This is a genomic window from Stenotrophomonas sp. 71799_Sma (genome assembly GCF_056482505.1).
Window position 1 is genome coordinate 326,329 of the sequence record NZ_CM151202.1, and the last position, 23,702, is coordinate 350,030.

Here is a 23,702-nt window from a genome sequence, read left to right on the forward strand (position 1 = left end):
CAGCGATGACGGCAGTGACAGCTGTCACCCGATGACACTGACGGCGGCAACTGCGAAATGTGACCACGGCGGCACAGGATGGCAACGTCCCCGCTACCGGTACCGCCCATGGATCCGATCGCCCCGTCGCTGGCCCGCCTGCAGCAGGTGCAGGTGCGTTACCGCGACCATACCGCCCTGCATGGCATCGACCTGCAGGTCCGCGCTGGCCAGGTGCTGGCGCTGCTGGGCCGCAACGGTGCCGGCAAGAGTACCGCGATCAGCGTGTTGTTGGGCCTGCGCCGCGCCGATGGCGGGCAGGTCGAACTGCTCGGCGGCGACCCGCAGCAGCGCGCCAGCCGTATCGGCCTGGGCGTGATGCTGCAGAGCACCAGCCTGCCGCCGATGCTGCAGGTGGACGAACTGGTGGCACAGGCCAGCGCCTGCTATCCCGACCCGATGCCGTTGCAGGAGGTGCTGCAGCGTGCTGGCCTGCAGGCGCTCGCGCGCCGCCGCTACGGCCAGCTGTCAGGTGGCCAGCAGCGCGCCGTGCAGTTCGCCATCGCGCTGTGTGGCCGCCCGCGCGTGCTGTTCCTGGACGAGCCCACCACCGGCCTGGACATCCAGGCGCGGCAGGCGATGTGGCAGGCGATCCGGCAGCTGGTGGCCGAAGGCTGTGGTGTGCTGCTGACCACCCATTACCTGGAGGAAGCCGAAGCGCTGGCGCAGCAGGTGGTGGTGCTGGAGCAGGGCCGGGTACTGGCCGACGCGCCGCTGAGCGAGCTGCGGCTGGCCGATCGGCCGCGCCGCATCCGCTGCCGCAGCGGGTTGCCCATTGCGGACGTGCAGCAGTGGCCGGGCGTGCAGGAGGTGCAGCGCGACGGCGAGCACCTGCAGCTGCTGGCGAGCCCGGCCGAGCCTGTGGTGGCGCGCCTGCTGGCCGCCGATGCGCAGCTGCGCGAACTGGAAGTACAGGGCGCGGCGCTGGCCGACGCCTTCCTCGACATGACCCGGGAGGCCGCATGAACACCCTTGTCCGTACCACCGGATTGCCGCTGCCTGCATGGCGACAGGCACTACGTCCGTACCGCGCCGAGCTGATGGCCGAACTGCGCCGCGCCTGGCGCACGCCGGCGTTCGCGGTGCCCTCGCTGCTGTTCCCGGTGCTGTTCTACCTGCTGTTCGGCGTGCTGCTGGGGCGCGGTCATGCGCCGTTGTACCTGTTGGCCACCTACTGCGTGTTCGGCGCGATGGCCCCGGCCCTGTTCGGCTTCGGCGTGCAGTTGGCGCTGGATCGTGAAGGCGGCCTGCTGACCCTCAAGCGCGCGCTGCCGATGCCGGCGGCGGCACCGCTGCTGGCACGGCTGGCGATGGCGGTGATGTTCGCGCTGCTGGTGGCGTTGCTGCTGATCGGCGTCGCACGCGTGTTCGGTGGTGTGCAGCTGCAGGCGTTGCAGATGGTGCAGCTGCTGGTGGTGGCGGGCCTGGCGGCACTGCCGCTGGGGGCGATTGGCCTGCTGATCGGCAGCCATGTCAGTGCCAGCGCGGCACCGGCGATGGTCAATCTGGTCTACCTGCCGTTGGCCCTGCTGTCGGGCCTGTGGCTGCCGTTGTCTGTGCTGCCCACGCTGTTCTCGACGATGGCCCCACTGTGGCCGACCTGGCATCTGGCGCAGCTGGCGCTGCCGGTGGTCGGGCTGCCGTCGGTGGGCAGCCTCGCCGGCCACCTGCTGGTGCTGCTGGCGGTCACGGTGGTGGCGCTGCTGCTGGCGCGCCGTCGCCTGCGCCGGATCGGCTGAACTGGCATGATCGGCAGCGATCGTCCCCGCCTGGATTCTCCCGTGTCGTCGAGCTGGCTTGCGTCCCTGCTGCGCCCTGCGCCGGATTCGGCGGTGGCCGAACTGCTGCGACGTGGCAAGTCGCCCTGGAGCGGAGCGATCCACCTGCTGTGGTCGGTATGGATCTTCCTCACCCCGGTGCTGGGCAATGGCTTCACGCTGCGCTGGCTGCTGCTGACCCTGGCCAGCTACCCGCTGTTCCTGCTGCTCTATGCCAGGGTGATGCTGTCGCCACGGCACCATGGGTGGCGCTATGCGCTGGGTATGATCGTGATGGCCCTGGTACTGCTGCCCTGGTACCCCTCGGGACTGAGCTACTTCGTGTTCGGCTGCGTGATGATCCGCATGAGCGGGCGCAGCAGCTGGTGGGCGTACCTGCTGCAGCTGACCGCGCTGAACCTGCTGTTCTGCGGCACCGCGCTGTACTTCGGCTATCCGTGGCAGGCCATGGTGTGGATGCCGGCGGTGTCGTTCATCGTCGGGCTGGTGGTGAACGTGGAGGCCCTGAGCCAGCAGCGCGACGTTGCCCTGCAGCTGTCGCAGGACGAGGTGCGGCGACTGGCCACCACCGCCGAGCGCGAGCGTATCGGCCGCGACCTGCATGATCTGCTGGGGCACACGCTGTCGCTGATCACGCTGAAGCTGGAGCTGGCACGCAAGCTTTACGATCGCGATGACGCGCGTGCACGGCAGGAGATCGGCGAGGCCGAGGACATTGCACGCGAAGCGCTGGCACAGGTGCGCAGTGCAGTGACCGGCATCCGCGCCAGTGATCTGGCGGGGGAACTGGCGTCGGCGCGTCTGCTGCTGGAATGCCAGCAGGTGCACCTGCAGTACACGGCGCCGCCAGCGATGCCGGTGGAGGTGGAACGCGGGCTGGCGCTGGTGTTGCGCGAGGCCGCCACCAACATCGTGCGCCATGCGCAGGCGACCCGGGTGCAGGTGGATTTCATGCTTGAGGACCGACAGTTGGCGATGCAGATACGCGATGACGGCCGTGGCGGCGTGCAGGCCGAGGGCAATGGGTTGAGTGGCATGCGTGAGCGGGCCGCAGCACTGGGTGGCCAGTTGACGCTGCAGTCGCCGCGCGGGGCGGGCACCGTGCTGACGGTACGCGTGCCGTTGATGGCCGCGACCACGCCGCTGTCGCCCACGTCGTTGGCGCAGGACGGTGTCGCATGATCCGCATCCTGCTGGCCGAAGACCAGGCCATGGTGCGCGGCGCACTGTCGGCGCTGCTCGGCCTGGAGCCGGACATCGAAGTGCTGGGCAGCGCCGCCGATGGCGAAACCGCGTGGCGGATGCTGCAGCAGCTGCAGCCGGACATTCTGGTCACCGACATCGAGATGCCTGGCTTGTCCGGTCTGGAACTGGCGCAGCGCATCGCCCGCCACGAACTGCCGATCAAGGTGGTGATCGTGACCACCTTCGCCCGCGCCGGTTTCCTGCGCCGCGCGCTGGAAGCTGGCGTGCTGGGCTACCTGCTGAAGGACGCACCGGCCGAGAACCTGGCCGATGCCCTGCGCAAGGTGAAACGGGGCATCCGCGCGATCGACCCGCAGCTGGCGCTGGATGCGTGGTCGCAGGCCGACCCGCTGACCGACCGCGAACGCCGCGTGCTGCGGCTGGCGGGCGAGGGTCGCACCGCCAGTGAGATCGCCGAGCAGCTGGGGTTGTCGCACGGTACGGTGCGCAATTACCTGTCCGAGTGCATCGGTAAGCTGGGCGTGGCCAATCGGATCGAGGCGTATCGGCTGGCGCGGCAGAAGGGGTGGTTGTAGCGGATCATTTCCGCGCCTGCGGAGAGGTGTCACTTTCTTTGCTCGTGCACCACGCTGCAGGAGCAGCGTGGAACGGCGTAGCCGGCCCGCAGGGTGGCGCACATGGATGTGCGCCATCAAGAAAGTAACCAAAGAAACGCTCCGCCGGCCGCGAGCCGGCGCGCTTCGCACGCCGGTGCCCTGCGCTCCTCGGTCCGGCGAGGGACGGTGCGGGAACTCGCTGCGCTCAGACACCCGCACCTCTTCGCCCTCGCCGGACCTGCGGTGCTCGGCTCGCTCAAGGCGGACTTGAAGGGCAAGATCAACAGCTAGAGCATCCACGCATGGCGTGGATCTACTGGGTGCAGCTGTGGCATTTGACCTTGGGTCCGCCTTGAGCGAGCCGAGCATCGCAGGGGAATCAGGGACGAAGAGGCGCCGGTGTTTGAGCGCAGCGAGTTCGGCGCCGTCCCCTGATTCACCGAGAAGCACAGGGCACCGGTGCGCAGCACCGGCTCGCGCTCTGGCGGCGCGTTTCTTTTGGTTACTTTTCTTTTCGCGCGAAAAGAAAAGTGACACCCCCCGCGGTCGCGGAAACGATCCGCCGGGAACGCCCGGCGAACCCGCTCAATCCTTCCCGCGCGCCATCGCCTGGAACACGCCATCACGGCGCACCCACAGGTGGAACAGCGCCGCACCCACATGCATCAGCACCGTGGCGAACAACACATACGCCAGCAGGCTGTGCGCGTTGCGCAACGCGGCATACAGCGCCGGGGTGTGCGGCACGATCGGCGGCAGGTGCAGGCCGCCCCACAGCACGATCGGATAACCGCCGGCCGACAGCATCGCCCAGCCGATCAGCGGCATCGCCAGCATCAGTGCATACAGCATCCAGTGCGAGGCCTTGGCCGCCATCGCCTGCCATACGGGAAGATCCGCCGGCAACGGCGGCGGGCGATGGCGCAGCCGGTTGTACAGGCGCAACAGCACCAGTACGCCGATGGCGATGCCCAGCGGGCGGTGCAGGTCGATCAGCATCGGCCGCAGGTGCAGCGAGGCGACCATGGTCACGCCGATGAACAGCATGGCGATGATCATCAGTGCCATGGACCAGTGCAGCACGCGCGCGAGCAGGTTGAAGTGGCCGTTGCCGGTGCTCATCGTGCGGCCTCCTTCGGTTGCTCGACGTTGCCGGTGGCGCGCTCGCGTTCGCGGCGGTTGAAGGACTGCGAGTACACGGCGGAGCGGGCCGCCAGGATCGGATCGTCACTGCCACGCACGCCACTGGGCAGGATCAGCGGATCGAAGTTGATCTGGCCGCACGCGCCCTGTTCCTGCGACTGCATGCGGTCCAGGCTGAGCACGCCGGCCACCACCTGATCACGCGACTCGGGCCACGGCACCGACGGATCATCGATGGCATCGCCGGGCTCGGCGGTGGTCACGACCAGGTTCCAGCTCACCGGGCCGCTGGCCAGGCGCTGCTGCAGTTCCTGGCTGAGGAAATCGACGCTGGCCTGCTTGCGGGTTTCCGCATCCATCTCGACCACCGGCGCCTGCGGCTGCCAGCGCCAGCGCACCGCGCGCTTCTGGCCCTGCGCGTTGGTGAACCAGAAGCTGTTGACGCTGTTGAAGGTGGTGTCAGCCCAGCTGCTGGTCCACGGCGCAGACTTGGCCCACTGCTGGAACGCTTGTGCACTGGGGTATTTCGCCAGCACCGCGGCCATTTTCTGCGGGTCGGGCTTGCCGGTGGCCGGGTCCGGGATGGAGGCGCGCGTCTGCGCGTAGAACGCCTCGGCGTTGGGCACGGCGAAGAACGGGAAGCTGTTCATCGCCATCCGCCATTCCTGGCCGTCGTCGCTGACCATCTGCACAGCGAGGCTGCGCACGCGTGCGGTGTTGTCCGCGCCGTAGGGGTCGCCACCGCCGATCGACAGGCGGCCCATCACGGGCACCTTCTGCTGTGAAAACACCCGTGCGCTGGACAGCGTAGGCGCCTGCGCACTGGGTTCGAACCAGCCGCTCACGCAGATGCCCTTGCTGTGCGCGCGGCGGAAGCCGGGATGGGCCGGGCCGGTAGCTTCGATGGTGTCGGTGAAGCGCTGCGCGGTCAGGCGGTTGCCAATCCAGCCGGCCAACCAGGCGAAGGTCAACGCGACCGCGCCCAGAATCAGCGCGATCAGTGCGATCCAGAGCAGGGGGGAATGCTTGCGCGGCGCGCCCGGTGTCTGGCCGGCGCGGGTGTAGCGGAAGAGCGACATGGTCGGAGTCCTGCCTTCACGGAGCGTGTGGGTGGTCGACCCACACATCCTCGCAGAACCCTTCCAGGCCCGGTATTCAATTTTTCGTCAAGTTTGCCGGGGACGGCGTGCCGACCAAGGTCGGCACCCACCCGATCAGCTGTAGCGCTGCTTCAGCATCGCCCACGCCGAACGCAGCGCCAGTGCTTCACCGCCAGCCGGCCGGCCCGGGCGTTCGCCGTCGTTCCAGGCATACACGTCCAGATGCGCCCAGCGCTGGCCGTCTTCCAGGAAGCGTTCCAGGTACAGCGCGGCGGTGACCGAGCCGGCCATGCGCGAACCGGCGTTGGCCAGGTCGGCGATGCCGCTGCTCAGGTAACGCAGGTAGGGGCGCCACAGCGGCATGCGCCAGACCGGGTCGCGGGTCGCGTCGCCGGCCTGCAGCCACTGCTGCGCCACGCTGTCGTCGTTGCTGAAGAGCGCCGGCAGGTCCGGGCCCAGCGCGATGCGCGCGGCGCCGGTGAGGGTGGCGAAGTCCAGCACCAGGTCCGGTTTCTGTTCGCTGGCGAAGGTCAGCGCATCGCACAGGATCACGCGGCCTTCGGCGTCGGTGTTGTCGATCTCCACGCTCAGGCCCTTGCGGGTGGCGATCACTTCGCCCGGGCGGAAGGCATCGGGGCCGATCGCGTTTTCCACCGCCGGCACCAGCAGGGTCAGGCGCACCGGCAGGCCGCGCGCCATCACCAGGCCTGCCAGGGCCAGTGCATGCGCGGCACCGCCCATGTCCTTCTTCATGTTGCGCATGCCGTCGGCCGGTTTGATGTCCAGGCCGCCGGTATCGAAGCACACGCCCTTGCCGACCAGCACCAGTGCCGGATCGGTGTCCTTGCCCCAGCGCAGCACGACCAGGCGCGGAGCGCGGTGCGAGGCGCGGCCGACGGCATGGATGGCCGGGAAGTTCTGCTTCAGCAGTTCATCGCCGGTGATCGCCTCGACCTGCGCACCGTGCGCATCGGCCAGCGCGCGCGCGGCGTCTTCCAGCTGCTGCGGACCCATGTCTTCGGTCGGGGTGTTGACCCAGTCGCGCACGCGCAGGCTGGCGGCGATCAGGTCGGCCACTTCGCCGGTCGGCTCAGCCACCAGGCGTGCCGGTGCACGGTGGCGCTTGCGGTAGCGATCGAAGCGGTAGCTGCCCAGGCCCCAGCCCAGCTGCAGCAGCGCCAGTTCGGCGGCCGGCAGTTCGCTGGACAGCTGCCACACGCTGCCTTCCGGCAGGGCATGCGGGGCATGCGAGTAGCTGTAGGCATCGCCACGATCACCCACGCCGATCACCGCACCGGCCAGGCCATCGGCGCCGGGCAGCAACGCCGTGGTGAAGGCACCGGCGGTGAAGCCCTGCGACGCCAGCCATGCCTGGGTGGCGGCCGGCTGGCCGTCCTTCCAGGACGCGAACTGCTCGCGGTCCAGCACGTACAGCGGCAGTGCTGCGGCGGTGTCGGCAGTGAAACCAGTGATCTCGCTCATGCGTCAGGTACTCCGGGGTGCGGCAGCGTCGAGGTTGGCATCCAACCAGTCGGCCAGGCCGGTGAGGGTGTCGAACTGCAGGTCCGGCTGCAGCTGCGGATGGGTCCAGGTGGCTGCTTCGCGGTTGATCCAGCAGCCGCGCAGGCCGGCGGCGATCGCCCCGGCCACGTCCATTTCGGCGTGGTCGCCGACGTGCAGTACCTGTGCCGGCGCAACACCCAGGCGGGTGCAGGCGGCGTGGAAGATGCTCGCCTCCGGCTTGGCCGCGCCGTGTTCGCGCGCGCCCAGCTGGAAGGCGAAATGATGGGCCAGGCCGATCCGCTCCAGATCGGCATTGCCGTTGCTCAGCGCCGCCACCGGCACTCGCGCGGCAATCCGCGCCAGTGCGTCGATCGCATCGGGGTAGCACTCGACCTGGTTGCGCGCGGCGAAGAACACGTCATACGCCGGCTCCAGCAGATCCAGGCTGGCACCACTGGTGTGCAGCGCTTCGTGCAGGGTCAGCCGGCGCAGTGCGCTCAGGTCGTGATGGAGGTGCGGATGGGCGTGGTACAGGCGCTCGCGCAGTTCGCGCATCGCCGCCACCGGATACATCTCGGCCGTGGCGGGGCTGTGTTCACGCATCCACTCGTGCAGGACCAGGTCGATGCGGGCGCCGATCGGAGCGAACGGCCACAGCGTGTCGTCAAGGTCGAGGGTAATGGCTTGGACGGGGAAATTCACCCCGCCATTCTACCCCTGCCCGCGCGGGCTTTCATTCCAGCAGACGCGCCCAGCCCTGCATCCCGTCCAGCCGCGCCAGCACCAGCTTGATGCAGACCAGCAGCGGCACCGCCAGCAGCAGCCCGATCATGCCCCAGGCCCAGCCGAACACCATCAGCGCAAGGATCAGCACCAGTGGCGACAGTTTCATGCGACGGCCCAGCACGATCGGGGTCACCATCTGCCCTTCCAGGGTGTGCAGGCCCAGGTAGGCGGCGGCCGGCAGCAGGGCCTGCAGCGGGTCGCGGAATTCCACGAAGCCCATCAGCAGCATCAGCGCCACGCCGATCAACGGACCCACATACGGAGCGAAATTCAGCAGTGCGGCCACCGTGCCCCACAGCAACGCTTCCTGCAGGCCGATGCCGAGCAGCATCAGTACGCCGGCGAACACCAGCCCGACCAGGGTGTTGATCACGCTGATGGTCAGCACATAGCGCGACACCTCGCGCTCGATCGAACGCAGGATGTCACTGGTGAAGCGCTGCTGCTGACGGTTCGGGAACAAGGCGATCGCCGCGCGTTGCAGGCTCTGCCCGTAGATCATGAAGAACAGGGTCAGCAGCACCACCGCCAGCACCGAGGCGGCCAGCCGCGGCGCACGGGTCAACATGCGGTACGGGTCATCGAGCTGGGCGCGGATCACCTGCACCTTGCGGTTGCTGTCGCCACCGGCCACGCGGGCGAAGTTCTCCGCGGCCTGGTTGGCCTGCTGCACCGGCTTGGTCAGGTCCTGCACCTGGCGGGCGATCTTGCGCAGCTGCTGCGGTGCTTCCTGTGCCCATTCCATTGCCGGGCCGATCAACTGCACCGCCAGCGAACCGGTCACGCCCAGGCCCGCGCCGAGGATCAGCAGAGCGCCCAGCGCACGCGGAATCCACAGCTTCTGCAGCAGGCGCAGGATCGGATTGCCGACCAGTGCGAAGAACATCGCCAGCAGCACCGGCAGGATGATGTCCTGTGCCGCCCACAGCGTGTAGCCCACCGCCAGGGTCGCCAGCACCACCAGCGACATCGGTCCGCGCGGACGCGACGGTGGCGGCAACGGGGCGTCGGGCTGTTCGGGGCCGGCCGGTGACGGGGACAGGAGGGACTCGCTCATCGACGCACCAACCGGGAAGGGGAGCGCATTATCCGCCGGCCGCGATCGGCGCGGCGGATTCCATGGATCAACGTTCGGACAGCTCGGTAGCCGCTTCGGCCGGACGCGGTCCGCGCAGGTCCGGTTCCGGTTCTGGCTCCGGCACGGAACGTGGAGCCGGTGCCGGCCGTGGCTCGGCAGCGGAGGCCGCCGCCTGTGCCTGTTCGCTGGCTTCGTCGGCTTCCTCAGCCGCGTCGTCGGCAGTGGCTGCGGCCTGCGCCGCCATCGCCGTGGCGAACGCCGCCTGTGCACTGGCGAACAGGTTCGAGACCGAACCCACCATCTGCAGCCAGCGGGCACCGTTGACCTTGCCCGGCACTTCCAGCTTGCCGGCGATGAAGCCACCGGCCAGGCCGACCACCACGATGCGCAGCGGCGACCAGCCCTTTCGCCAGACGTCGCTGAGCGTGGACCAGTGGTCCTGGGTTTCGCCCAGGCGCACGGTCACCACCTGTTCGCAGCGTTTCACACGCCGTTGCAGCGCGCCGAACTTCATGGCTTGCCCTCGGGCAGCTGCACTTCGGCATCGGGATCGTCTTCGCTGGGTTCGTCGAACAGGCCCAGGCGTGACAGCTGGCGCCGGGTAGCGTGCATGCCAGTGTGGTGGAAGAAGTAGGACACCCGCCAGATCGCATAACCGGTGACGGCCAGGCTCAGCAGCGAGGTGATCAGCAGCGCCTGCAGCCAGCTCAGGCCCCAGCTCTGCAGCAGGGCGATGAGGGTGGCGGCCATCAGCAGCCAGGCCGAGGCACCGAACACGATCGCCACGCCGGCCCAGGCCAGCGCGCGACCGAATGCACTACGCGCCAGCGCGAAGTCGGCCGAGGCCAACCGGCGCAGCGAGCGCAGCGTGTGCTTGGCAGAATCGGCAGCGGCACGACCGGCCGCGCCGACCTGGCGGATGCTCTCATCCAGCGGCGGGGTAGCCGCCGGATCAGGCGCTTGCGCGTTGTCTTCGCTCACGCCGCGGCTTACTTGTCGCTGCTGCCGCGGGCCAGCTTGGCGATGATCCAGCCGGCAGCGAAGGCGACACCGAACGAGGCCAGCGGACGTTCACGGATCAGCTCAGCGGCGCTGTCGATCAGGTCCTTGCCCTTGTCCATCAGTGCGTCGACCTGTTCCTTGGCGGCTGCACCACCAAACTCGGCGGCGGCCAGGCCGGACAGCGCGCTGTCGGACAGTTCAGCCTTGACGTTGGCCTTGCCGATGCGCAGTTCGTCGCCGGCTGCGCCGGTTGCACCCTTGATCGCACCGCCGGCGGCCGACGCGGCCTGCTTCAGGTGGGAACCGGCTTCACCCAGGTGTTCCTTCAGGTTCTCGGTATTGGTGGGGCTCATCGAATCACTCCTGTTGCGATGGGGGAACGGGAGTCGGCGGTGCCGACCTGGACTGACAGCAATAGCATTGCCGGGGTATAGGGGGTGTTACGGCAGGGCGATCAGCGCATCACGAGCTGGCCCTGCTGCTGGCCATTGTTGCGCAGCACGCGTATCACCAGGGTCGGCGGGCGCTGCTGGAAGTTGGCGCGCCAGCTGGCCAGGTCGGCGAATTCGCCCACGGTGGCATCGGTGATGATGTCGCCCTGCTGCAGGCCGTTGGTGGCCGCGCGGCTGCCGCGCTTGACCTCGCTGACCAGCACGCCACCGACACCGGACTGGCGCAGCGACTCGGGCAGGTCGACGAAGGTGGCCCCGGTCAGGCGCGGGTCCAGGCTCTCGCCGGTGACCGCGCGCGCCTGTTCCTTCAAGGTTGCCTTGATCTGCAGCGGCTTGCCCTCGCGGCGCACGTCCAGCGTCAGCGTGCTGCCGACCGCCGCCAGGCCTTCCACGTTGTGCAGGGCTTCTGCGCTGTCCACGCGCTGGCCGTTGGCCGAAACCACCACGTCGCCCGGCTTCAGTCCGGCGGTCGCAGCGGCCGAACCGGCCAGCACGCGGGTGATCAGTGCGCCACGGGTTTCACCCAGGCCCAGGCCCTGCGCGATCTGCGCGGTCAGGTTCTGGCTCTCCACGCCCAGCGTGCCGCGCACCACTACGCCGTGCTTGACCAGCTGGTCGACCACGCTGCGCGCCAGGTTGGAGGGGATCGCCAGGCCCAGGCCGATGTTGCCGGCCATGCTGCCCTGCGGGTTGAAGCTGGCGGTATTGATGCCGACCAGCTGGCCCTGCAGGTCGACCAGCGCGCCACCGGAGTTGCCCGGGTTGATCGACGCATCGGTCTGGATGAAGTTCTGGTAGCCCAGCCCGCGGATGCCGCTGCGGCCCACCGCCGAGACGATGCCGGAGGTGACCGTCTGGCTGAAACCGAACGGGTTGCCGATGGCCACCACGAAGTCACCGACCCGAAGCTGGTCGCTGTTGCCGAGCTTGATGTCGGTCAGGTTCTGCGCCGGGATGCGGATCAGCGCGATGTCGGTATCGCGGTCCGAACCGAGGAACTCGGCCTTGACCGTGCGCCCGTCGGCCAGTGTCACCTGCACGTCATCGGCGTTGTCGATGACGTGGTGGTTGGTCAGCACCAGGCCCTCCTTGGCGTCGATGATCACGCCCGAGCCCAGCGATTCGTTGATGCGTTCCTGCGGGATGTCCGGGAACAGGCGGCGGAAGAACGGATCGTTGAAGAAGGGGTTGCGCACGCGCACCACCTGCTTGGTGTTGACGCTGACCACGGCCGGCATCGCCTTCTCCAGCATCGGTGCCAGCGACGGCACCGCCTGTCCGGCCACCGAGGCCGGCAATGCCGCCGTGGTCGGCAGTACCGCAGGCAGCGGCGCGGCGTCGGCGCGGTTGTCCAGGTGGGCATTGATGCCGGTGGCAACGAAGCCACCGAAGGCGGCGGCGATTGCGAGCGTGAGCAGGGTGGGAAGCGGTCGCATGGGAGTCGGTTCGCTGGCGTGGGTGGGGGCGGTTCGGCCCTACGGTAAAACAAGCTGAATGAGTGTGTCGCGATCTGGATAAATGCGCCATGAAAACCGGGCGCCCGGAACGCGGGTCGGCGTCGCCATCTGTGGGGCGGTGGCGACAACGTCGGGCGTGCTTCGCAATGTGCCGACGTCTGCCGAAGCGCGTGTGGATACAGGCTGATACTTGCGCAGTTCTGCGCATCCTGGTGCCGCGATGCGCCATATCGCATGCCTTTCGCAGCACTCTGGCAGGTGCGCGCAGGCAGCACCTGCCGCTACCCGCACCGTGCGGCGCAGCACTGAAAAAAAGGGGTTTCCTGTCAACCCACTGTGCTCGAGAGGGTGCTGGGCTACACCATTACCGTCGCAGCAGATGCGATTGCGGGCGCATGCCCCGTTCCACGATCGTCAATGTCGGTATAGCATCGCCCCGTTTTGATACTTAAGGCCCGCAGGAGGGCAACATGAGCAACGGTAATGGTGTGTCGGTCGTGACCGACGCCGTCGAGAACGTCAAAGAAACCGCCACCAACGTTGGCGAGACCATCGCCCACGCTGCCGAAGACGCAGTGAAGTCGGTCAAGAAGACCGTCAAGCGCGCCACCAAGGCTGCCGGCACCCGCGTTGCCAAGGCCAAGAAGGCCGTGGCGAAGGTCGAGAAGACCGTTGCCAAGAAGGCCGAGAAGGCTGCCAAGTCGGTCGGCAAGACTGTTGCCAACGCCAAGAAGAAGCTGGAAGCCGCCAAGAAGAACGCCAAGGCCGAAGCCGCTGCCCTGAAGAAGGAAGTGGCCAAGAAGAAGGCGGCTGCAGGCAAGGCCGTGACCAAGAAGGCCGCCGCTGCCAAGAAGACCACCAAGGCTGCCACCAAGGCTGCTGGCAAGAAGGTCGCTACCGTGAAGAAGACTGCCACCAAGAAGGCCGCCGTCGCGAAGAAGACCGTTGCCAAGAAGACCGCGGCCGCCAAGAAGGTTGTCGGCAAGAAGGTCGCCACCGCCAAGAAGGCCGTGGCCAAGAAGACCGTCGCCGCCAAGAAGGTCGCTGGCAAGAAGGCCGTGGCTGCGAAGAAGGTTGTCGGCAAGAAGGTTGCCGCTACCAAGAAGGTCGCCACCAGGAAGACCGCGGCCGCCAAGAAGGTTGTCGGCAAGAAGGCTGCTGTCGCCAAGAAGGCCGTCGGCAAGAAGACCGCTGCTGCCAAGAAGGTTGTCGGCAAGAAGACCGCCGTTGCCAAGAAGGCGGTGGGCAAGAAGGTTGCCGCCACCCGCAAGACGGTCGCCAAGAAGGCTGCGCCGCTGAAGAAGGTCGCCGCCAAGAAGGCTCCGGCCAAGAAGGCCGTGCGCAAGGTCGCCAAGCGCAAGTAATCGCGCCGTGACCGAAGGCCCTGCCACCCAACGGGTGGTGGGGCCTTTCGCGTTTCTGGGGCACGGTCTGGGGCAAGATGCAGGTTCTTCCTGCAGGAGCCCCGGGCATGCGTGGTATCGACTTCAGTTCCTGGCAGGGCGTGCTGTCCACGTTGGCCGGCCTGGTCCTGATCACCCTGCTGGGCGTAGGCATCCGCCTGCTGGTGATGCAGACCCTGCAACAGCGCCGCGAGCGCGAGAACCGGCAGATCAACGAACGGCTGCGCACGCTGATGGCGGCCTACAAGACCCTGGGCGGGTCGTTCACTGGCGAACTGGGTGTGGATCCCAGCCATCGCCGCGACCTGCGCCAGCGCGAAGATGCCGAAGGCATCGCCGAACCCCGCTCGGATCGCGCGCGCCGCATCCGCGATGCGGTTGAAGCGGCACTGTCGGACATCCTGTTGCTGGGCACCGACGAGCAGGTGCGGCTGGCCGCGCGTGCGGCCAACGAACTGGCACAGGGGCGGCCGGTGCACCTCCACGAACTGGTGGTCTCGCTGCGCGACTTCGTGCGCGAAGCGCTGGATCTGGCGCCGATTCCGACCGACCTGCAGATTCCACCGCAGGGCCCGACCCGGCCCGCTGCCAGTGGCGGTGGCAAGGGCCGCAACGATGGCGATGCCAAGGGCGGTCGTGCGGGTGGTGGCGGTGGCGGCGGTGGCGGAATGGGGGCCGGAATGGGCGGCATGGGCCTCGGCGCCGGCGCCGCACTGGGCGCCGGCCATGCCTCCGCCAGCGATGAGACGGACGCGCGCTGAGCACGTCCGCCCGGTTCAGCGCGTCAGCTCGTAGATCGGCACGAACCCACCGTAGATCATCCGCGCGCCGTCGAACGGCATCGGATTCGTCGCGGGATCAAACCGCGGGTCTTCCATCATCTTCTTCATGCCGGCGTCGCGGGTCGGCTTGTCTGGCCATTCGATCCAGGAAAACACGACCGTCTCATCTGGCGTGGCTTTCACCGCGCCGAAGAAGTCGGTGGTTTTGCCGTGCGGTACGTCGTCACCCCAGCACTCGACCACGCGCAGCGCGCCGTACTCGATGAAAACGGGATCCCCTGTGCGTGCATGGGCGAGGAACTTCTCTTTGTTGGCGGTGGGCACCGCCAGGACGAAACCATCGATGTAGCTCATTGCCTGCCTCCGGATGGACCGTGCCGCATGCACGGCCTTCAAGTACCCGACGAACCAGGGCGCCGTGGATCGACATCCTGTGTGCGCCTGTTCAGCCCGGCCCACCGGGCAGCGGCGCCAGCACCGTCTCCGGTGGCTGCTGGCCGGCCAAGTGGCGCACGAAGTAGTCCCACATGCGGTGCGTGTAGGTGGCGTCGTTGCGGAACAGCTCGTGGTCCTGCCGGGCCAGGTACAGCAGGTCGTAGCTGCGCTGGGCCTTGTTCAAGGCGGCGGCCAGCTGCAGGGTCAGCGCCGGCGGTGCGTTTTCGTCCAGCTCGCCATAGACCAGCATCAGATGCCCGCGCAGGTTGTCGGCCAGCGCTGCGTTGTCGAGCCCGGCAAAGGGCGCCGGCACGCCATCGGTCATGGCCGTGGCTGGCAGCACGCCACCGAACAGCCGGTCCATGCCGTGCAGGGCGCCGCCGTACATGCCCTGGAAATTGTGACTGCCGGCCGAGGCCACGCCAACCTTGTAGAACGCCGGGTAGCGCAGCAATGCCCGCGCCGCGCTGTAACCGCCGAACGAATGCCCGTAGATGCCGACCCGCTGCAGGTCGATGCCCGGGTAGCGTTCGCCCAGCTGGCGCAGCGCGGCCACATGGTCATCCAGCTGCACATCGGCGCCGTGCAGGAAGCTGCTGTCATGGAAGGCCTTGTCGCGGCCGCCGGTGCCGCGCGCATCGATGCTGACCACCACGAAGCCAAGCTCGGCCAGGCTGGCCCGTGACACCGGATTCAGCGCGGACACCGCCTCGGCGTAGGTCACCGGGGCATTGCTGATGAAGGCGCCGCCGTACATCGCATCGATCACTGGGAAGCTGCCGTCATCGCGATAGTCGCGGGGCAGGTAGACGGTGGCGAAGATCGGCGTGCGCCCGTCGGCGGCCAGCAGACGTTCGCGCCGCGGTGGGCGCCACCCCGCAGCAAGCACTGCCCGGTTGTCCGCCGCTTCCAGCAACAGCAGCTCGCGACCGTCATCGCTGGCCCGCAGCACGGTGCGTGGTGGCTGGTCGAGACGGGAAACGGTATCCACCAGATAGCCACCGCCAGGCGACAGCGCCTGGGGGGCGCGCCCGCCGAACAACGCGCCGGTGCCGGCATCGGCCAGATGGTCGTTGCCATCGGCGGCCAGGCGCTGGACCGGTCCCCCCTGCAGCGATACACGGTACAGGCCGCGTACGTAGGGGTCGCCACCGTCGACGCCGCCGGCGCTGAAGTACGCCCGGCCACCCGCAGCGTCCACGCCCAGCAGGTAGCGCACCGCCCATTGGCCGCGGGTGAGCTGGCGCAGCACCTTGCCGTCGGACAGGCGGACCCGGTACAGATGGCCCCAGCCATCGCGCTGCGAGAACCACACCGCCGTGTCCTGGCCGGGCAGGATGGCCACCGCTGGCCGGTTGTAGGAATACACGTTGAGCTGCAGGCGGGTGTCGCTGGCTTCTTCCAGAACCGTGCGCAACGCACCGTTGTTGGCATCGATCTCCAGCAGACGCAGCCTGCGCGGTGCGCCGAAGTGCGCGATCACGGCATACAACCGGTCGCCGTCCCAGCCGAGTACGCCGGCCTCGCTGAGGGTGTTCCAGCCTTCCGGCAAGGCGATGTCATGCTGCTGGCCGTTGCGGGTGTCGACCACATACAGGCTGTCGCGCACCTGCCGGGTGTCACCCAGCAGCCCCAGCTTCACCGTATGCACGCGCGGCCGCGCGCTGTTGGCCGGGCTGCTTTCCAGATAGGGGTAGTCCTGCAGCGCGCGTTCGTCGTAGCGGATGCCGGCCACGTAGCGGCCATCCGGTGACCAGCCGACCGCGAACGGCCGCGTCGGCATCCGGCCCTGGCGGCGTGGAATGCCGCGCAGGGTGAAGTCCGGCAGCACGCCAAAGCCATGATTGGGTTCACCGCCGCTGGTCAGCGCTCGTGCTGCCATTCCGGGCGACTGCAGCCACAGGTTGTGATCGCGTACCTGCAGCCAGGCATCACCGCCGGGCGATGGCAGTGCATCGCCCGCTGGCACTGCATCCTGCGAAGGCACGCACTGCAGGCGTGGCCATTGACAGCTGATCGCCGCCTCGCCGTTGAACTGCAGGCGCAGGCCTCCATCCAGTACCTGCACGTTGTTCAAGCGCAGGCGTGGTCCGCTGGCGCCGAGAGGTGCAACCGCAGCGTCCAGCGCATCGGGTTCGAACAGGATCTGGCGTGTGGCCTGGACTGGATCGACCAGTACCGCTTGGCGCCGGCCCTGCGTGGTTTCGCGTTCGTACCAGAAGCGCCCATCGGCCAGCCAGTGGGGCAGCACCGAAGCATTGCGCAGCGCACCGCGAAGGTGACTGTCATGCACGCGTTCGGCGCGCTGGTAGTCAGCGGCCTGCAGTGCGTGCGCAGCGTGGATCGGAAACAGGGCAGCGCATGCCAGGAGCGCGGCGCGAACAGGCACCAGCGGCGGATCGGAAACGTACAAGGCAACCTCCTGTTGCAATCGACGACGAATCACAAATGCACGCGCGCCTCGCGCGTATGCCAGAGACAGCCTGAATCAAGGCAAAAAATTCAGCAATGCGAAGACCGCTGTTTTCAGGGAGCGTTGTGGCGAATAACGGAGAATTTACATTCCCGATGCGATGGCGCCTTGGCGCTGCTGCACACCATAAGAAAGTAAAGGTGTACCCCCATGAAGAATTCGCTGATTGCTCTGGCGCTGGCCGCTGCCCTGCCGTTCACCGCCTCGGCTGCTGAGAACCTGTCGTACAACTACGCCGAAGCCGACTACGCCAAGACCGACATCGACGCGTTCAAGGCCGACGGCTGGGGCGTGAAGGGTTCGTACGGCTTCCTGCCGAACTTCCACGCCTTCGGTGATTACAGCCGCCAGGAAATCGACAACACCAACATCAAGCTGGACCAGTGGAAGATCGGTGCCGGCTACAACGTTGAAATCGCTCCGACCACCGACTTCGTTGCCCGCGTTGCCTACCAGAAGCGCGACCAGAAGCACGGCCTGGACTTCAATGGCTACAGCGCTGAAGCCGGTATCCGCACCGCCTTCGGTGCCCACGCCGAAGTCTACGGCATGGTCGGCTACGAAGATTTCTCGAAGAAGCACGGCATCAATCCGGAAGGCCAGTGGTACGGCCGCCTGGGTGGTCAGGTCAAGCTGAACCAGAACTGGGGCCTGAATGGCGAGCTGAAGATGAACCGCGACGGCGACAAGGAATACACCGTCGGCCCGCGCTTCAGCTGGTAATTGCTTCCTCGGCGCGCCTGCGCGCCGAAGATGCCTCGACAGGCCCGGCCCATGCCGGGCCTGTTGCGTTTCCGGCTGGGCAAACGCTACCTGACCGTGTCGCGGCGGAAGGGCGGCATTGCAACGAATTGGATTCCGCAGGCGTCGGCTGCGCCCTAGGGTGAGTGGCCTGTTCTGCAGGAATGCAACGATGCCCACGTTTCCGTCGCCCCGCGATTCTCCCTGCCGCCTCTTGTTGCTGGATCCACACCCGCTGTTGCGGCATGGCGTGCAGGAAGTCCTGGCCCGGCAGGCGGGCCTGCAGGTCGATGGAAGCTACGGCCGCAGCGGTGATCTGCTGCAGCGCCTGCAGCAGCAGGCGGCCGCGATCGATCTGCTGCTGGTCGACGCCTTGCCGATCGGTGACAGCGGCGAAGGCCTGGAACTGCTGCGGCACCTATCACGCCACTGGCCGGCAGTGCCGATCCTGGTGCTGACCGCACACTGCAACGCGGGTGTCGTGTCCTTGGCCTTGCAGGCCGGTGCGCGCGGATTCCTGTCCAAGGCCTGCGCGCCGCAGATGCTGCTGCGGGCAGTGAGCGTGGTTGCCCGTGGCGGGCGCTTCGTGCCGCCGGATCTGCGTGCACAGTTGAACCAGTCCCGTCGGCAGCGCCAGCAGTCCATGCGTTCACCACGGTTGAGTACCCGCGAGCGCACCGTCCTGCAGTGGGTGCTGCGTGGTTGCAGCACCGGCGAGATGGCACGCCGCAGTGGGCGTGCAGCCAGCACCATCAGCACGCAGAAGCGAGCGGCGTACCGCAAGCTGGGCATCCGCAACGATGGCGAGCTGTTCCGCTTCCGCCATCTGATCGACGCTGATTGAGGTGGCGTTACTCGCCCTGGTACTGCTTTTCTTCCACCAGAGCCGAACCGGCCACGCGGTTGATCTCGTTCTTCACCTGCACGCGCTCGCCATTGGTGCCATAGACACCACGCGCCAACTGGATGAAGGCATCGTCGAACACCTGGGCCGCTTCCTTGTCGCGCAGCTGGTCCTGGATGTCCCACATGCGCTCGTTGATCGCCTTCAGCTGCTGCTTCAGCACGGCCAGCGCCGGCTGAGTCTGCAGCTGCAGCTGCAGCAACGGCAGCAGGCCGTCCAGCTCGGTGCGCACGTTGCTCAGCTTGGCGGCATCGTCGATGCGCTCGGCCTTGATCTCGAGAATGGTGATCTTGTCGATCAGCTCGCCGATCGATACCGGAGTCAGGATGGCGTCCACGCGGTTGGTTCCTGGAAACAGGGCGCCATGATACCGCGCTGCTGGCATGTGGCCCCGGTCCGCGGGATTTACGCCGAATTTGCGCCACGGGCCCGGCAGCACCCTCGATCCGTTACGGCCACCGCCTCGACACTGCGGTCCCGGCGGCGTGACCGCCTTCGACGAGGAACACAGTGCAGTGAACAGCAAGGGAATGATGGCGGCAGTGGTGGCCGCCCTGGCAGGGCTGCTCGGCATCGGCACCGCCCAGGCGCAGGTGAGTGGCAGTGCCGCATTGACCAGCGATTACGTGTGGCGCGGCAGCTCGCAGAGCGACGGCGACCCGGCGGTGCAGGCCGGCGCGAAGGTCTCGATCCCATCGGGCTGGTACGCCAGCGTTTGGGGGTCCAACGTATCGTTCAAGCCGGACAACGGCGCGCGCAGCGAGTTCGACCTGGTGGCCGGTTGGAGTGGTGCACTGGCACCGGACTGGGCACTGGATGCCAACCTGACCCGCTACGTGTACCCGGGCACCGGCCGCGCGCTGGACTGGACCGAGCTCAACACCACCGCGACCTGGAAGCAGCGCGCCTGGCTGCAGCTGGCGCATTCCAACGACGCGCTGGCGGGCGGCCGTCGCGGCACCTACGCCCAGCTGGGTGTGCGGGTGCCGTTGCACGAACGGTTCCGCCTCGAAGCGGCGGTAGGCCAGTACTGGCTGGCCACCGCACAGGGGCCTGATTACCTGCATGGCCAGCTCAGTGCCATCGCCTCGCTGACCCCGGCATGGGAACTGCGCGCCACCGTGCATGACACCGACAACGCAGCGAAGCGGCTGTTTCCGGGCAATGCCGGCGGACGCTGGGAGCTGGCGCTGCAGGGCAGCTTCTAGTCAGTCACCGAAGCCTGGCGCGCGCGCAGCGCGCCGGGCAGCCACAGCAGCAGGGCGAGCATGGCCACCGCAGCACCGGCCACGCAGACGCCGGTCCAGCCGAAGCGCTGGTAGACCTGCGCCGACAGCAGCGAACCCAGCGAACCGCCGATGAAGTAGCCGGTCATGTAGCCGGCATTGAGGCGGTTGCGCGCTGCCGGTTGCAGTGCATAGATCAGGTTCTGGTTACTCACGTGCAGCAGCTGCGCGGCCAGGTCCAGCACCACCACGCCGACCAGCAGCGCCAGCAGCGAGTGTGCCGACAGCCCCAACGGCAGCCACGAGAGCAGCAACAGCATCAGTGCGATGGCAGTGGCACGTCCGGTCTGGCCACGATCGGACATGCGCCCGGCCAGGCCGGCCGCCAGCGTACCGGCGGCGCCGACCAGCCCGAACAGGCCGATGGTGGCATCGCTGTAGGCGTAGGGCGGTTGTGCCAGCAGGAACGCCAGCGGCGTCCAGAAGATCGCGAACATGGCGAAGCTGCAGGCGCCCAGCAGGGTGCGCTGGCGCAGCACCGGCTCCTGCACGAACAGCACGCCGATCGAGCGCAGCAATGCGAAATAGCCGAGGCCGGCGCTGTGGTGGAATCGCGGCAGGCCGCGCTGCAGCGCCAGCGCGGTCAGCACCAGGGTGCCGGCGGCGATCGCATACACCAGGCGCCAGTCGCCCAGGCTGGAAAGCAGGCCGGCCACGGTGCGCGCCAGCAGGATGCCCAGCAGCAGGCCACTCATCAATGTGCCGACCACGCGGCCACGATGTTCCGGCGCGGCCAGCGTGGCCGCAAACGGCACCAGTACCTGCGCCACCACCGAGAACAGGCCGGTGATCGCGGTGCCCACCAGCAACCAGGTCAGCGACGGTGCACAGGCACTGATCACCAGTCCGCCTGCCGACAGCAGGCTCATCACCACGATCAGGCGGCGGCGTTCGAACAGGTCTCCCAGCGGCACCAGCAGGATCAGTCCGGCGGCATAGCTCAGCTGTGCGGCAGTGACCACCATGCCGACCTGGCCGAACGGCACGCCGAAGGCATCGGCGATGGTGTGCAGCAGTGGCTGCGCATAGTAGTTGCTGGCCACGGCCACGCCGGTAGCCACCGACATCAGCAGCACCTGCCAGCGGTGCAGAGGGGGGAGGGACGGACTCACGCGGTATTCCAGGAAGCGGGGGAGCACAGTGTCCGCCTGCTGCAGTCATGATGGAAATGAATCATCATCATCCCTGTCATCTGGAAATGAGATGGTTGCGTGAATCTCAAGCAGCTCGAGTTCGCCGTCGCCCTGGCCGAGGAGGGCAACTTCACCCGCGCCGCCGAGCGCTGCCACGTGGTGCAGTCCGCGCTCAGTCACCAGATCGCCCATCTTGAGCAGGAACTGGGCACAACGCTGTTCGAGCGCCTGCCGCGCCAGGTGCGGGCCACCGCCGCCGGCGAGGCGCTGCTGGTGCATGCACGCCAGGTGCTGGCCAGCCTGCGCCACCTGCGCGCCGACGTGGCCGCCGTCACTGGCGAGGTGCGTGGCCTGCTGGCGATCGGGCAGATCTCCTCGCTGACCGACATCGATGTGGTGGCGATGCTGGCGGCCTTCCAGCAGGCGCACCCGCAGGTGGAGTTCCAGCTGCGGGTCGACAAGAGCGAGGACCTGATCGCGCAGGTGCAGTCGCGAGAGCTGGACGTGGCGCTGGTCGGATTGGCGCCGTCGGCAGGGCTGGACGGGGTCTGCCACCAGATGCTGCAGGAAGAAGACCTGGTGGCGGTGCTGGCGCCGTCGCACCGCTTGGCCCGCCGCAAGCGGCTGCCATTGACCGAACTGCAGGACGAGGCGCTGGTCGACTTTCCGCGCGGCACCGGTGCGCGGCGGCAGACCGACGATGCCTTCGCTGCCGCTGGCCTGCCGCACACGGTGCGCTTCGAGGTCAATCTGATGGAACTGATCGAGCGCTTCGTCCGCCATGGGCTGGCGGTTGGCATCGTGCCAGCGTTGATCGCCGACGGGTTCCAGGGGGTGGTACAGATTCCGCTGCAGCCGACCCCGACCCGCCGCGTGCACCTGGTCTGGCAGCGACTGCCGACACCGGCGGCGCGGGCGTTCGTCGAGGCCGTGCTCAGCCGCGCAGGCGCAGGCTCAGGCCCTTGAGGAAATTGCGCAGCATCTGGTCCAGGCAGCGTCGGTAGTTGGTGTGCCCGGGCTGGCGGAACAATGCGCCCACTTCCGACTTGGAGACGTTGAAACCGGCGCTGGCGAAGATCTCCATCAGATCGACGTCGCGCAGCTGGAAGGCCACGCGCAGCTTCTTCAGCACCAGGTTGTTGTCGATGCGGGTTTCCACCGCACGCTGCGGCTGGCTTTCGTCGCGACCGCGCAGGTGCACGATCAGGCCGTCGAGGAAGTGCGCCAGCGCGCTGTCGCTCATCGCCTCGAAACCGGCTTCGTCCTCGCGGCGCAGCCAGGCCTTCACCTGTTCCGGATCTACGGCGAAGGCCGGGTCGGCCATCTGGCACAGGGTCACCACGTGGTGGTCGCCCAGGTCCAGGGAGTAGCGCACGCTGCGCAGGACATCGTTGTTGATCATGGCCCCAATTGTACCGGTCACCCCGACAGGTGGGGCCGGATCTGGCCGATCAGGCAACGCAACCCCCGGCCGACGGTGCCAGAATGGGGGTCTGGTTTTCCCCCTGGAGTTGCCTGATGACCCGCACTGTCCTGATTACCGGCGCCACGTCCGGCTTCGGCGCCGCCGCCGTCCACCGCTTCGCCCAGGCGGGCTGGAAGGTGATCGCCACCGGCCGCCGCGCTGAACGCCTGCAGCCGCTGGTCGAGCGCTACGGCAAGGACGTGGTGCATGCCGCCGCCTTCGACATCCGCGATCCGGTGGCGATGGAAGCGGCGCTGCTGGCACTGCCGCCGGCCTTCGGCGAGATCGATCTGCTGGTCAACAACGCCGGCCTGGCGCAGGGCACCGCGCCGGCACAGAGCGCCAAGCTGTCGGACTGGACCACGATGATCGACACCAACATCACCGCGCTGGTGACGCTGACCCACCGCCTGCTGCCGCAGCTGGTGGAGCGCAAGGGCGCGATCATCAACATTTCGTCGGTGGCCGGCGTCTACCCGTACCAGGGTGGCAACGCCTACGGTGGCACCAAGGCCTTCGTCAGCCAGTTCTCGCTCGGCCTGCGTTCGGACCTGCACGGCACCGGCGTGCGCGTGACAACGATCGAGCCGGGTATGGCCGAAACCGAGTTCACCGTGGTGCGAACCCATGGCGACCAGGCGGCGTCGGACAAGCTCTATACCGGCGCCAACCCGATGACCGCCGAAGACATCGCCGAACAGATCTTCTGGGTGGCCAGCCTGCCGCCGCACCTGAACATCAATCGCCTGGAACTGATGCCGGTCAGCCAGTCCTTCGCCGGTTTCCAGGTCGCCCGCGAAGGCTGACGTTCATTTGTAGAGTCGAGCCATGCTCGACTGCTCTTCGCCCTTTGTAGAGTCGAGCTTGCTCGACTGCTTTGAACGGCAGTCGAGCAAGCTCGACTCTACACAGACAAAAAAAGCCGGGCAGTGCCCGGCTT

General features: G+C 67.7%; 25 protein-coding genes. 11 read left to right on the plus strand and 14 right to left on the minus strand.

The genetic code is table 11. From position 1 onward, the window contains the following. Positions 1-108: 108 nt before the first annotated feature. Genes ACZK4Z_RS01455 through ACZK4Z_RS01470 form a run of 4 tightly spaced genes read left to right on the plus strand, consistent with a single transcriptional unit; the run spans position 109 to position 3,598 of the window. Complete coding sequence (locus ACZK4Z_RS01455; protein ID WP_125894894.1) at positions 109-1,005, plus strand: ABC transporter ATP-binding protein; 897 nt, start codon at positions 109-111, stop codon at positions 1,003-1,005. Beyond that, positions 1,002-1,778: an ABC transporter permease gene (locus ACZK4Z_RS01460; protein ID WP_125894892.1), complete on the plus strand. Its 777-nt coding sequence runs from the start codon at positions 1,002-1,004 to the stop codon at positions 1,776-1,778. Before ACZK4Z_RS01455 ends, ACZK4Z_RS01460 begins: the two co-directional genes overlap by 4 nt. Before the next feature lie 6 nt (positions 1,779-1,784). Then, positions 1,785-2,999, plus strand: a complete 1,215-nt coding sequence (locus ACZK4Z_RS01465) for a sensor histidine kinase (RefSeq protein ID WP_125894890.1) — start codon at positions 1,785-1,787, stop codon at positions 2,997-2,999. After that, entirely contained in the window at positions 2,996-3,598 is a 603-nt protein-coding gene (locus tag ACZK4Z_RS01470; RefSeq protein WP_125894888.1) for a response regulator transcription factor, read from the plus strand. Before ACZK4Z_RS01465 ends, ACZK4Z_RS01470 begins: the two co-directional genes overlap by 4 nt. 606 nt (positions 3,599-4,204) lie before the next feature. Here the strand turns inward: ACZK4Z_RS01470 and ACZK4Z_RS01475 are convergent. The 9 genes from ACZK4Z_RS01475 to ACZK4Z_RS01515 all read right to left on the minus strand — a co-directional run bounded on the left by ACZK4Z_RS01475 (position 4,205) and on the right by ACZK4Z_RS01515 (position 12,119). Then, positions 4,205-4,741 (minus strand): cytochrome b, encoded by a 537-nt coding sequence (locus ACZK4Z_RS01475; protein WP_032128165.1) that lies wholly within the window; start codon positions 4,739-4,741, stop codon positions 4,205-4,207. Continuing rightward, a complete protein-coding gene (locus ACZK4Z_RS01480; protein ID WP_125894886.1) occupies positions 4,738-5,841 on the minus strand; it encodes a catalase family peroxidase in 1,104 nt (367 codons plus the stop codon). The genes ACZK4Z_RS01475 and ACZK4Z_RS01480 overlap by 4 nt, the downstream gene beginning before the upstream one ends. A 135-nt stretch (positions 5,842-5,976) precedes the next feature. Beyond that, complete coding sequence (locus tag ACZK4Z_RS01485) at positions 5,977-7,344, minus strand: leucyl aminopeptidase family protein (protein ID WP_125894884.1); 1,368 nt, start codon at positions 7,342-7,344, stop codon at positions 5,977-5,979. 3 nt (positions 7,345-7,347) lie between these two features. Next, on the minus strand, positions 7,348-8,067 hold the full coding sequence (locus ACZK4Z_RS01490; protein WP_049398104.1) for an HAD family hydrolase: 720 nt from the start codon (positions 8,065-8,067) through the stop codon (positions 7,348-7,350). 31 nt (positions 8,068-8,098) lie between these two features. Then, positions 8,099-9,208, minus strand: a complete 1,110-nt coding sequence (locus tag ACZK4Z_RS01495; protein WP_032128161.1) for an AI-2E family transporter — start codon at positions 9,206-9,208, stop codon at positions 8,099-8,101. 67 nt (positions 9,209-9,275) lie between these two features. Then, complete coding sequence (locus ACZK4Z_RS01500; protein WP_071229379.1) at positions 9,276-9,743, minus strand: protein sip-5; 468 nt, start codon at positions 9,741-9,743, stop codon at positions 9,276-9,278. Next, positions 9,740-10,210, minus strand: a complete 471-nt coding sequence (locus tag ACZK4Z_RS01505; RefSeq protein ID WP_049398102.1) for a phage holin family protein — start codon at positions 10,208-10,210, stop codon at positions 9,740-9,742. Before ACZK4Z_RS01505 ends, ACZK4Z_RS01500 begins: the two co-directional genes overlap by 4 nt. An 8-nt stretch (positions 10,211-10,218) precedes the next feature. Next, the gene (locus ACZK4Z_RS01510) at positions 10,219-10,584 is read right to left on the minus strand and encodes a hypothetical protein (protein ID WP_032128158.1); all 366 of its coding nucleotides are present in this window, start codon (positions 10,582-10,584) and stop codon (positions 10,219-10,221) included. A gap of 101 nt (positions 10,585-10,685) precedes the next feature. Beyond that, entirely contained in the window at positions 10,686-12,119 is a 1,434-nt protein-coding gene (locus tag ACZK4Z_RS01515; protein WP_049421476.1) for a Do family serine endopeptidase, read from the minus strand. Positions 12,120-12,610: 491 nt separating this feature from the next. Here ACZK4Z_RS01515 and ACZK4Z_RS01520 point away from each other — a divergent pair, with 491 nt between their 5' ends. Together ACZK4Z_RS01520 and ACZK4Z_RS01525 are read left to right on the plus strand one after the other, a co-directional pair. After that, positions 12,611-13,504 carry a histone gene (locus tag ACZK4Z_RS01520; protein WP_180838490.1) on the plus strand — a complete coding sequence of 298 codons (894 nt, stop codon included), beginning with the start codon at positions 12,611-12,613 and terminating at the stop codon, positions 13,502-13,504. A gap of 107 nt (positions 13,505-13,611) precedes the next feature. Then, the gene (locus ACZK4Z_RS01525; RefSeq protein WP_125894880.1) at positions 13,612-14,304 is read left to right on the plus strand and encodes a hypothetical protein; all 693 of its coding nucleotides are present in this window, start codon (positions 13,612-13,614) and stop codon (positions 14,302-14,304) included. 15 nt (positions 14,305-14,319) lie between these two features. Here ACZK4Z_RS01525 and ACZK4Z_RS01530 read toward each other — a convergent pair whose 3' ends face one another. After that, on the minus strand, positions 14,320-14,679 hold the full coding sequence (locus tag ACZK4Z_RS01530; RefSeq protein WP_005407745.1) for a DUF1428 domain-containing protein: 360 nt from the start codon (positions 14,677-14,679) through the stop codon (positions 14,320-14,322). A 91-nt stretch (positions 14,680-14,770) separates the two neighbouring features. Continuing rightward, entirely contained in the window at positions 14,771-17,173 is a 2,403-nt protein-coding gene (locus ACZK4Z_RS01535; protein ID WP_125894878.1) for a S9 family peptidase, read from the minus strand. A 210-nt stretch (positions 17,174-17,383) separates the two neighbouring features. Between ACZK4Z_RS01535 and ACZK4Z_RS01540 the strand changes: the two genes are divergently transcribed. Both ACZK4Z_RS01540 and ACZK4Z_RS01545 read left to right on the plus strand, forming a co-directional pair. Then, a complete protein-coding gene (locus tag ACZK4Z_RS01540) occupies positions 17,384-17,956 on the plus strand; it encodes an OmpO family porin (RefSeq protein WP_012509803.1) in 573 nt (190 codons plus the stop codon). A 190-nt stretch (positions 17,957-18,146) separates the two neighbouring features. Continuing rightward, positions 18,147-18,818 carry a response regulator transcription factor gene (locus tag ACZK4Z_RS01545; protein ID WP_100470066.1) on the plus strand — a complete coding sequence of 224 codons (672 nt, stop codon included), beginning with the start codon at positions 18,147-18,149 and terminating at the stop codon, positions 18,816-18,818. A gap of 7 nt (positions 18,819-18,825) precedes the next feature. Here the strand turns inward: ACZK4Z_RS01545 and ACZK4Z_RS01550 are convergent, their stop codons facing one another. After that, the gene (locus ACZK4Z_RS01550) at positions 18,826-19,215 is read right to left on the minus strand and encodes a DUF6165 family protein (RefSeq protein ID WP_125894876.1); all 390 of its coding nucleotides are present in this window, start codon (positions 19,213-19,215) and stop codon (positions 18,826-18,828) included. A 178-nt stretch (positions 19,216-19,393) separates the two neighbouring features. On the opposite strand from ACZK4Z_RS01550, the gene ACZK4Z_RS01555 reads away from it, so the two are divergent. Then, complete coding sequence (locus ACZK4Z_RS01555; protein ID WP_125894874.1) at positions 19,394-20,086, plus strand: TorF family putative porin; 693 nt, start codon at positions 19,394-19,396, stop codon at positions 20,084-20,086. Here the strand turns inward: ACZK4Z_RS01555 and ACZK4Z_RS01560 are convergent. After that, entirely contained in the window at positions 20,083-21,231 is a 1,149-nt protein-coding gene (locus tag ACZK4Z_RS01560) for an MFS transporter (RefSeq protein ID WP_336684602.1), read from the minus strand. The genes ACZK4Z_RS01555 and ACZK4Z_RS01560 overlap by 4 nt on opposite strands. A 144-nt stretch (positions 21,232-21,375) precedes the next feature. Between ACZK4Z_RS01560 and ACZK4Z_RS01565 the strand changes: the two genes are divergently transcribed. Then, complete coding sequence (locus tag ACZK4Z_RS01565; RefSeq protein WP_049398095.1) at positions 21,376-22,263, plus strand: LysR family transcriptional regulator; 888 nt, start codon at positions 21,376-21,378, stop codon at positions 22,261-22,263. Here the strand turns inward: ACZK4Z_RS01565 and ACZK4Z_RS01570 are convergent. Next, the gene (locus tag ACZK4Z_RS01570) at positions 22,232-22,699 is read right to left on the minus strand and encodes a YehS family protein (protein ID WP_005411992.1); all 468 of its coding nucleotides are present in this window, start codon (positions 22,697-22,699) and stop codon (positions 22,232-22,234) included. The two genes, ACZK4Z_RS01565 and ACZK4Z_RS01570, sit on opposite strands and share 32 nt — an antisense overlap. A 116-nt stretch (positions 22,700-22,815) precedes the next feature. Between ACZK4Z_RS01570 and ACZK4Z_RS01575 the strand changes: the two genes are divergently transcribed. Then, on the plus strand, positions 22,816-23,568 hold the full coding sequence (locus ACZK4Z_RS01575) for an SDR family NAD(P)-dependent oxidoreductase (RefSeq protein ID WP_125894870.1): 753 nt from the start codon (positions 22,816-22,818) through the stop codon (positions 23,566-23,568). Positions 23,569-23,702 lie beyond the last annotated feature (134 nt).